Annotated in this window: 10 protein-coding genes; 7 read left to right on the top strand and 3 right to left on the bottom strand. The window is 55.1% G+C overall.

The annotated features are described in order from the left end of the window. Positions 1–155 precede the first annotated feature (155 nt). The 3 genes from M2118_RS08135 (at position 156) to M2118_RS08125 (ending at position 2,016) form a co-directional block, all read left to right on the top strand. Positions 156–380 (top strand): hypothetical protein, encoded by a 225-nt coding sequence (locus M2118_RS08135; protein ID WP_280795443.1) that lies wholly within the window; start codon positions 156–158, stop codon positions 378–380. Between the two features lie 56 nt (positions 381–436). Beyond that, a complete protein-coding gene (locus tag M2118_RS08130; RefSeq protein WP_280795442.1) occupies positions 437–1,198 on the top strand; it encodes an SDR family NAD(P)-dependent oxidoreductase in 762 nt (253 codons plus the stop codon). Positions 1,199–1,275: 77 nt separating this feature from the next. Next, the gene (locus M2118_RS08125) at positions 1,276–2,016 is read left to right on the top strand and encodes a DUF429 domain-containing protein (protein ID WP_280795441.1); all 741 of its coding nucleotides are present in this window, start codon (positions 1,276–1,278) and stop codon (positions 2,014–2,016) included. Between the two features lie 3 nt (positions 2,017–2,019). On the opposite strand, the gene M2118_RS08120 is transcribed toward M2118_RS08125, so the two are convergent. Both M2118_RS08120 and M2118_RS08115 read right to left on the bottom strand, forming a co-directional pair. Then, positions 2,020–3,750 carry an ABC1 kinase family protein gene (locus M2118_RS08120; RefSeq protein ID WP_280795440.1) on the bottom strand — a complete coding sequence of 577 codons (1,731 nt, stop codon included), beginning with the start codon at positions 3,748–3,750 and terminating at the stop codon, positions 2,020–2,022. A 3-nt stretch (positions 3,751–3,753) separates the two neighbouring features. Further along, positions 3,754–4,284, bottom strand: a complete 531-nt coding sequence (locus M2118_RS08115) for a PadR family transcriptional regulator (RefSeq protein WP_280795439.1) — start codon at positions 4,282–4,284, stop codon at positions 3,754–3,756. Here M2118_RS08115 and M2118_RS08850 point away from each other — a divergent pair. Next, complete coding sequence (locus M2118_RS08850) at positions 4,256–4,540, top strand: DUF2256 domain-containing protein (RefSeq protein ID WP_348519958.1); 285 nt, start codon at positions 4,256–4,258, stop codon at positions 4,538–4,540. The two genes, M2118_RS08115 and M2118_RS08850, sit on opposite strands and share 29 nt — an antisense overlap. Here M2118_RS08850 and M2118_RS08110 read toward each other — a convergent pair whose 3' ends face one another. After that, entirely contained in the window at positions 4,541–5,512 is a 972-nt protein-coding gene (locus M2118_RS08110; RefSeq protein WP_280795438.1) for a magnesium transporter CorA family protein, read from the bottom strand. A 94-nt stretch (positions 5,513–5,606) separates the two neighbouring features. Here M2118_RS08110 and M2118_RS08105 point away from each other — a divergent pair, with 94 nt between their 5' ends. The 3 genes from M2118_RS08105 to M2118_RS08095 are packed head-to-tail and all read left to right on the top strand — an operon-like array spanning position 5,607 to position 9,069. Continuing rightward, positions 5,607–7,304, top strand: coding sequence for a circularly permuted type 2 ATP-grasp protein (locus M2118_RS08105; protein WP_280795437.1), 1,698 nt, complete (start codon positions 5,607–5,609; stop codon positions 7,302–7,304). Continuing rightward, positions 7,298–8,227: an alpha-E domain-containing protein gene (locus M2118_RS08100; protein ID WP_280795436.1), complete on the top strand. Its 930-nt coding sequence runs from the start codon at positions 7,298–7,300 to the stop codon at positions 8,225–8,227. The genes M2118_RS08105 and M2118_RS08100 overlap by 7 nt, the downstream gene beginning before the upstream one ends. Beyond that, positions 8,224–9,069 (top strand): transglutaminase family protein, encoded by an 846-nt coding sequence (locus tag M2118_RS08095; RefSeq protein ID WP_280795435.1) that lies wholly within the window; start codon positions 8,224–8,226, stop codon positions 9,067–9,069. Before M2118_RS08100 ends, M2118_RS08095 begins: the two co-directional genes overlap by 4 nt. Positions 9,070–9,093 lie beyond the last annotated feature (24 nt).

The following is a 9,093-nucleotide window of genomic DNA, read 5'->3' as shown; positions in this document are numbered from 1 at the left end:
TGTCCACTATGTCGTGGAACATCAGGGCGGGTTGGTCGGGGGTGTCCACTATGTCTGGGGACAGGTGTCCACTATGTGTTGGAACCAGACACCTCCGGGCGCACACGTTTCTTGCTTCTTCACTTGGGTGAATAATCCCCAATAAGTAGGTATTTATGCTTCCTAATTTCTTCGACTGCGACCTCGAACAACTACGTGTTCGTGTGGCTGAGCTTGATGCTTATGCCCAGGCTGTTGAACTTAATGACCCTGACGTGGATCAGTTGCGAGCTTCGGTCTTTGCGTTGGGCGGCAACGAAAATGATGCGTGGAACAATTACCATCTGGTTCGCAATGAATTTGATCGCCGTGCTGCGGAAGAGTTTGATTTAGGCCAGTAGCTCATAGCGATCAGGGTTTAGAACACCTGAAAAAAAGCGGCTGTTAGCCTTAGCTCATGTATGAATACAAAGGCCTCACTGCGTTAATAACTGGTGCAAGTTCAGGAATGGGTGCTGAATATTCCCGTGAACTCGCCGCCAAAGGAAGCAACCTGATTCTTGTTGCCCGCAGGCTTGATCGCTTGGAAGAGCTGGCTACGGAACTCCGAAGCACATTCGGAGTATCTGTCACCTGCCTTGACCGTGACTTGTCTGCAACGGGAGCTGGACGCTCACTCGCAGATGAGCTCCTTGCCCAAGGCACTGAAATAGATGTCCTTATTAACAATGCAGGCTTTGGCACGAGCGGTTCTGTAGCTGAGCAGGACCCAGATGCCGTGGTGAACGAACTTAACGTGAACGTGGTAACGGTCACAGAGCTGACCACCGGTTTGCTTCCTGGAATGCTCAAGCGCGATCGTGGAGTCATCATCAACATGGCGTCACTGGCAGCATTCCAGGCACGAGCAAACCATGCGTTGTATTCGGCAACGAAGGCATATGTTCTTTCCTTCACAGAGGCACTCTGGGGAGAGACGATAGGAACGAATGTTCGAGTCACCGCAGTGTGCCCAGGACCTATCGCCACAGAGTTCTTTAGCGTTGCCGGAACAACCCCTCCGGGCAAGCCCATGGAAGTGTCAGTTCCAATCAAGGCGGCCCTTGCCGCTATCGAAGCACGTAAGCCATTCGTGATTGTTGCAAAGCCGGGTATGCGTATTGCATCGAATCTCATCAGGATGCTGCCTGCACGTATTGCACTCAAGTTAGGCAAGTAGTCCCACCTGCTGCCCTTGATCTCTTTGTTCTTCAAAAATGGTGTTTTCATGAACGGTGTCCTGGAGAGTGAGAGCCCGTGTTGACTGCTGGTGTGGACCTCGCAGCTGAGCCCAAAGGGACAGCACTCGCCATCGTGGACTGGACTTCAGGAGCTGCCAAAGTACTCGATCTTCAGGTTGGCGTCAGCGACGAACCCATTGTGAAGGCAGCATCCCAGGTCGACAAAGTTGGTATTGACTGTGCTTTGGGCTGGCCCCAAGAATTCGTTCAGTTCATGACTCAGCAAGCGGATATCCATCTTGCAGACCACAACTTCGATGGCGGTATGGAATGGCGCAGACGCCTGGCCTATCGCGAGACGGACCGGCACGTCCGAGAGAACACAGGCCGTTGGCCTTTAAGCGTGTCCACTGACCGACTGGGGCTCACTGCAATGCGTTGTTCAGGGCTTCTCTCTCGCCTCAGTGCGTCCGGCGTTGAGATCGATCGCACCGGGGCAGGTCTTGTCTCGGAGGTCTATCCCGGTGCATCACTGCGTCTGTGGGGGCTCAACACCACCGGATACCGAACCTCAGAAGATCTTCGCGCTGAACTACTTACCACGCTGAAGATCCAAGCGCCCTGGTTTGATGCTGGAGGCGCGGAAGAGCTCATGATTACTTCATGCGATGCCTTCGACGCTGTCATTGCGGCAATTGCAGCGCGTGCTGTGGCAATGGGGAAGTACCTTCCACCGCAGGCCGACCAGCAGGCTATCGCTCGGGTTGAGGGATGGATTTCTCTCCCCCAAGGATCGCTCAGCTCACTGAACGAATAACCCTTAGGGCAGTGGACCCCTGCGGGCAATGAAGTCCGCAAAAAGTGCGTGAAGCAGGGGAACTCCGGAGATCACGAGCAGCACAGTTCCGAGGTCTTTCTCTGTCTCAAATATGAGAAGACCACTGATGAAGAACACTCCAAAGAGAACTGCAGAGATGACTCGGCGAACAGCACGAGCAAGGAAAGTAGTGCGCTTTTCCAGTTCAGGATTGCGCAGGGTGAGCTGACCGAGTTCTGCTCGAGTAATCAACGAGTCCACGCGCTTGGGGAGACGGGCAAGCAAACTCAGTGAGGTGAGTCCGTCTCTGAGGAATGCCTCAATGACATTGCCTCCCTCTGCCTTGATGAGCTTGGCCGAGTAGGGCTCGATGGCATTCCAGATATTGAACTGCGGGTTCACCGAGCTGCACACCCCAGAAGTCAATGAGATTGCTCTGATGACGAGAAGGAAGTTCTCGGGGAATTGGAACGGTAGTGCTCGGACAATGTCTGAGAACTCGTTGACGAATGCTTTGAACTCGCGGGGGTCAATGGTCTGCAGTTCTACGAAGCTGATGCCACCAAAGCGATCAAAGACTTTGGTCAGAGCACGTTCGAGCTCAACAGTATCAGCGCTGGGCATCAAGACACCAATCTCACGCATGCCATCGACCATGCCCGCACCATCGCGTGATGCGGCAGCGATCACGGTGGTGCGGAGAGCTTTGCCCAAGCTGGAGGGAACTTCGCCCATCATGCCGAAGTCGATGAAGGTCATCCGCCAGGTTTGGCCAAACTCATCAGATTCTGGAAGTGGCTGAATAAAGATGTTGCCAGGGTGGGGATCGGCATGGAAGAAACCATGAATAAAGACCTGGTCAAACATCACCGCAGCGAACTCGTTTGCTACGTCAGCAGGATCAATACCCGCAGCCCGCAAAGCATCCAGGTCAGTGATTTTGATGTCGGTGACATCTTCTTGAACAAGAACTCTTCTGGTGGAACGTTCCCAGGCAACCTGGGGAACGCGTACTCGAGGGTTCTCGGCAAAGTTCTCTGCGAAGCGTTCAGCGTTGGCAGCCTCGTTGAGGTAGTCGATCTCTTCGAGGCATGTGGCTGCGAATTCATCCATCAGGGCTGGAGCATCTGCACGGCGATTGATCAAGCGAATGCGGCTGAGCCAACCCGCAACTCGGCGTAGTGCGCTGAGGTCGACCTCAACGATGCCGTCGATGCCCGGGCGTTGAATCTTCAAAACAACGTTCTCAAAGCCCAGTTCATCTGCCTCTTGGGCAGAAAGCACAGCGCGGTGAACTTGACCGAGAGAGGCTGCAGCCAAAGGTGTTGAATCAACGGATGCAAAGACCTGCTCAAGTGGAAGGCCCAGTTCGCGCTCTGCCATTGCGCGGATGATGGTGAAGTCCACGGCAGGGACTTCGTCCTGGAGGCCTTCAAGTTCTTTGGTAATTTCCGCGGGAAGGATATCCAAGCGTGTGGACATGAATTGTCCCAGCTTGATCAGCAGACCACTGAGATCTAATGCCAGCTTTTGGAAGCTGCGTGCGATGCGCTGAAGGCGCTTAGTCCGGGTCTTGTTCGCAATTGAGTTCAGGCCAAAGCGAGGCAGTACGAGTTCAAACCACCACAGGGATGCGAGGTGAAGGGCAGCGAACCGGAGGATTCTGCGATAGCGCGCGCGAGCAGCGCGAGCACTCAATGGCTCGCTAGCAATACCTGCCTCGGGGTTACCCACCCCTTAATTGTGCGACACAATGGCGGAAAGTTTTTTCGCAGCATCATCGATGATCTTTGCTGCCTTCTCCATTTGCTCTGGAGAACCCACTCGAGCGACCTCAGCTGCTGCCTTGGCGATCTTCACACCAGACATGGCGAGAGTTCCACGAGGGCCTGTGGGTCGGTCAAAACCTGTTTCCCAGGGGGCTGGCTTGTCTGCTTCAGCAGCGGCAACTTCAACACCAGCGCTGGTGAGGGAGTAGGTGCGACGACCCTTGGTCTCTTTAGAGTCCAGGAGGCCTTCATCAACCAACATCTGGAGGGTGGGATAAACCGAGCCGGGGCTGGGCTTCCAGGCGCCATCGCTGCGAGTGTCGATCTCACTGATGATCTGGTAGCCGTGCATGGGGGATTCGTTGAGGAGGCGAAGAACAGCCGAGCGAACGTCACCCTTGCGCATTCGCATGTCAACGTTGCGCTTGAACTGTCCGCCTAGCTCTTCAATGGTTTGAAGCGCAGAAGCGATGGACCAGTCTGCTGCTGAATTCTTCATGATTACTCCTTCTAGCTACCCCAGGCGGGAAAGTGATGAGTTAACGATATATCGCCCGAGAGGTCGAAAAAAACAACATTCAGTACTTCAGCAGGAAGCTCTCAGCTATCGTGAGCACATGCCTCGTGTTGCTCAAACCAAGAACGGCTTTCCACCCAAAGTCTGTGAACGCTGTGGTTTGCCCTTCGAATGGCGCAAGAAGTGGGCCCGGGATTGGGAGAACGTGAAGTACTGCTCCCAGAAGTGCAAAGGCTAGCTAGAGCCAGTCATTGCGCTTGAACGCCCAATAGAGCCCACCAGACATCAACACAATTGCCGCTGAGGAGAACCAGAAACCCCACTCTTGATTGAAGCCGGGGTAGGGGATGTTCTGGCCATAGAAACCGGTGATGGCGGTGGGAACAGCAATGATGGCTGCCCACGACGTCACCTTCTTCATAATCAGGTTCATGTTGTTGCTTTGGATGGTGAGGTTTGTCTCCAACAGAGTGGTGATCAGGTCACGAAGAGACTCGGTCCAGTCAGAAACGCGCATGACGTGGTCAAAGATGTCCTGGTAGTAGGTGAACATCGAAGAGTTCAGAATCTTGTTGTCATTACGCAGCAGGGGAGTAATGACTTCACGCATAGGGGTCGCAATGCGGCGCAGCACAACCAGTGCTTTGCGCAGGTCATAGCTGCGCTCTTGGATGTTGAGTTCTGTTCGCTTGGTGGCGAACATCATTTCTTCGAGATCTTCGATCTCGGCATCCAGCTGTTCAACGGCTACAAAGTAGCTGTCGACGATGACGTCGAGCAAACCCCAGAGCAGGAAGCTCACACCTGCCGTTGCAAGCTCCTCACCGTCATCCCAGTTCTTGGTGACGGCAGACATATCAAAGTCATTGTTGTCACGAACAGTGATCAGTCCGTTCTTGGTGACGAAGATGGCAATTTCTTCGTTCTTGAGTTCACGAGTCTGCGGGTTGAAACTTGCCGCATAAGCGTTGATGAAGATGTGGGAGTCGTAATGCTCTAACTTGGGGCGCTGCTTACCGTTGAGGGCATCTGCGAGGGCAAGTTTGTTGAGCCCGAGTTCCTGGCCAAGCTCTGCAAGCTCAGTTTCTGTGGGGTCGACAAAATCAAACCAATAGAAGTCGTTGACCGACTTTTTGATCTTTGAGATGTCCTCAAATGGGAAGTCGCTTTGGGCGAGCTTGCCTTTTTTGTAGAGCCTGCTGTGTGCCATGACCCAATCTTAGGTTTGGTTGATGTCTTTGCTCTTCCCAACGGAAGCGACCCTCGGTAATCTGCTTGTAACCAAAGACGGGCAGGATAGACATATGGGAACCCTCTTTGACGGCTACGGCAACACCCGTGAAACACCACGGGTACGCAAGGGTGCTGCTGCGTGGGACGAGATGTTCCCCAAGAATGACAAGCCCGGAAACCCCCGCGCTCCCTATAAAGACCTTTATAACGCCCTGGCTCAGATGACTCAGGAAGAGCTTCGTGGTCGCACCGAAGCTCTGGCTAGTTCCTATCTTGCTCAGGGTGTGACCTTTGACTTTGCCGGTGAAGAACGCCCTTTCCCTCTCGATGCAGTTCCTCGCGTTATTGAAACAGAGGACTGGAACAACGTTGAAGCGGGCGTTCAGCAGCGCGTCAAGGTTCTCGAGATGTTCTTGGCTGATGTCTATGGCCCACAGAATGCCGTGCGCGATGGTGTCATCCCAGCCAAGTTGATCAGCACCTCCAGCCACTATCACCGTCAAGCTGCAGGTATTCAGTCCGCCAACGGGGTGCGCATCCATGTGGCAGGTATTGACCTCATTCGTGACCAACAGGGAGCCTGGCGTGTGCTGGAAGATAACGTGCGCGTTCCTTCCGGTGTGAGCTACGTCATCTCTAACCGCCGTGTGATGGCACAGACTCTTCCCGAGCTGTTTGTGGAAATGAGCGTTCGTCCCGTCGGCGACTACCCCTACAAACTTCTCCAGGCACTCCAGGCTTCAGCCCCTGATGGTGTGGATGAACCCACCATCGTGGTGCTCACCCCTGGTGTGTATAACTCTGCTTACTTCGAGCACACTCTGCTTGCCCGCTTGATGGGTGTGGAGCTGGTGGAAGGCCGCGACCTGTTCTGCTCGAACGGTCGCGTCTGGATGCGCACCACTGCAGGACCTAAGCGTGTAGATGTGATCTATCGCCGCGTGGACGACGAATACATTGACCCCCTACAGTTCCGCCCCGATTCCATCCTCGGCTCACCTGGCATGCTGTTGGCCGCACGTCTGGGACACGTCACCATCGCCAACGCGGTGGGTAATGGTGTTGCTGACGACAAGCTCGTCTATACCTATGTTCCTGAGCTGACCAAGTACTACCTCGGCGAAGAACCTATCCTTCCCAACGTCGACACTTGGCGACTGGAAGAGCCTGAGGCTTTGGAAGAAGTCCTCGACCGCCTGGACGAACTCGTGGTCAAGCCGGTGGATGGTTCTGGCGGTAAGGGCCTGGTTGTGGGACCGGATGCTTCCAAGGAAGAGCTTGATGCGCTTCGCACGCGATTGATCGCAGATCCTCGCGGCTGGATTGCTCAGCCTGTTGTTCAGTTCTCCACTATTCCCACTCTGGTGGAAGACGGTATCCGTCCTCGCCACGCAGACCTTCGTCCTTTCGCCGTGAACAATGGCGAGGATGTCTATGTTCTTCCTGGTGGTCTCACCCGCGTAGCTCTGCCTGAAGGCGAGCTTGTGGTGAACTCCAGTCAGGGTGGTGGCTCGAAGGACACTTGGGTTGTCGGCCCAATTGAAGATCGCCCTGGTAAGGGAGCAAAGCGTGAGCACGTCAGTGTCTCTGATCTTGTTGCCGACCAAGCAACTCTCGAGTCCGATGAAGTGGAAAGCTCCGCATCTGGCTCACATGAGTCACGCGCATCCTTGCCTTCTGTCCTCCCGCAGGATCATGACGCCACCAAGCGTCACCAGCAACAAGAACAGCAACAACAGTCCCACGAAGGAGAGGTGAGCTCATGCTGAGCCGCATCGCAGAGTCTCTCTTCTGGATTGGCCGTTATGTTGAGCGTTCCGATGGAACAGCTCGTATTTTGGATGTGCACCTTCAGCTACTCCTCGAAGACCCCTGGATCGACGAAGACACCGCATGCCGCTCACTGCTCTCTGTGATGGGTACTGATCTGCCTCCTGGCAAGTTGGTCACCCGTGAAGACGTCATCAACGACTTGGCCGTGGACCGTCAGCACCCGGGTTCGATTGCGTTTGCCATTGCGTCTGCTCGTGAGAATGCACGTCGTGCTCGCGAAATTGTTTCAACGGAATTGTGGGAGTGCCTCAACAGCACCAACGCACGTATTCCGAAGAAGGTTGCTGCGGAAAAGACCCACGAATACTTCCGCTGGGTCCGCGAGCGAGCAGCGCTGGCCATCGGCATCGTGGACTCGGCAACGAGTCACGATGAGGCATGGCAGTTCTTCACGCTCGGTCGTGCCCTTGAGCGTGCAGATATGACCGCCCGTCTGTTAGCGACCAGGTCGCTCACCGACGCCAGCGGTCCTTCCTGGACCACCATTCTCCGGAGCTGTGGCGCCTATGAGGCATACCTGCGTACATACCGCGGTGTTCCCTCGACTCGGAACGCGGCTGAGTTCTTGCTGACGGACCGTTTGTTCCCGCGCTCGATTCTCTACTCGGTGACCAAGGCAGAAGAGTGCCTGCGCGATATCGATCCTCGCGAGGGTCGCGCCGGTGTGGTTGACCAGGCTCAGCGTTTGCTCGGCGGGATTCGTGCGGAACTTTCGTTCCGCCCGATCATTGAGCTGATGGATGACCTGCCCGGGCATATGGAAGAAGTCCAGGCTGTCACCAGCGCAGCCAGTGACCAGATTCGCTTGAAGTATTTCCCCACCAGCGCGGTGCCCGTGTGGATTGGAGAAAACTCATGAGTCGTCTCCGTATTGTTCACCGCACAGGTTTCTCGTATGAGCTTCCTGCGACAGCGTCCTACAACGAAGCTCGCATGTTGCCCTTCAATAGCAATGAGCAGTTTGTGCTTTCCGCCAATCTGCAGATTCATCCTGCAGCTGCGCAGCATGGGTATGTTGACTACTGGGGCACACAGGTCAGCACCTTCGAGGTATTGACTCCTCACACTGAGCTGTCAGTAACAGCTACCAGCGTGGTTGAGGTGCGCCCAGCATTGCGCGAGGTTCCTGACATGAGCTGGGACGAGTTGGAAGTGGCTCGCACGAGCTCCACCAAGTTTGTGGAATTCACGGAGCAAACACGACTGACCACTCCACCTCAAGGGTTGATTGAACTTGCCCAGGGAATAGTTGCTCAGCACGCGAACCCAGGTGAAGCGGCTCAAGAAATTGCTGCAGCAATCTACGAAAACATCGAATACACCAAGGGTGTGACCGGAGTTCAGACCACGGCAACACATGCCTGGGAGAACAAGAAGGGTGTGTGCCAAGACATCGCTCACGTGACCCTCGGCGCTCTCCGTGCCGTGGGCATTCCCGCACGCTATGTCTCGGGCTATCTGCAGTCCAAGCCCGACGCAGCCATCGGCGAAACCATCGTCGGTGAATCTCACGCCTGGGTGGAATGGTTCTGTGGGGACTGGTTTGGCTATGACCCCACGAACATGCTCAACATCGGTGAGCGTCACGTGTTGATCGCACGAGGCCGCGACTACAAGGACGTGTCACCGCTGCGCGGTGTTTACGCAGGCGCCAGCGCATCGGGTGTGTTCGTCAAGGTTGAGATCACCAAAGAGGCTTAACACTTATACCCCAGGGGGTATCTG

Origin of the sequence: Aurantimicrobium minutum (assembly GCF_029892845.1) — a bacterium.
In the GTDB taxonomy this organism is placed as follows: Bacteria; Actinomycetota; Actinomycetes; order Actinomycetales; family Microbacteriaceae; genus Aurantimicrobium; species Aurantimicrobium minutum_B.
This window is presented reverse-complemented; position numbering and strand designations above follow the sequence as displayed.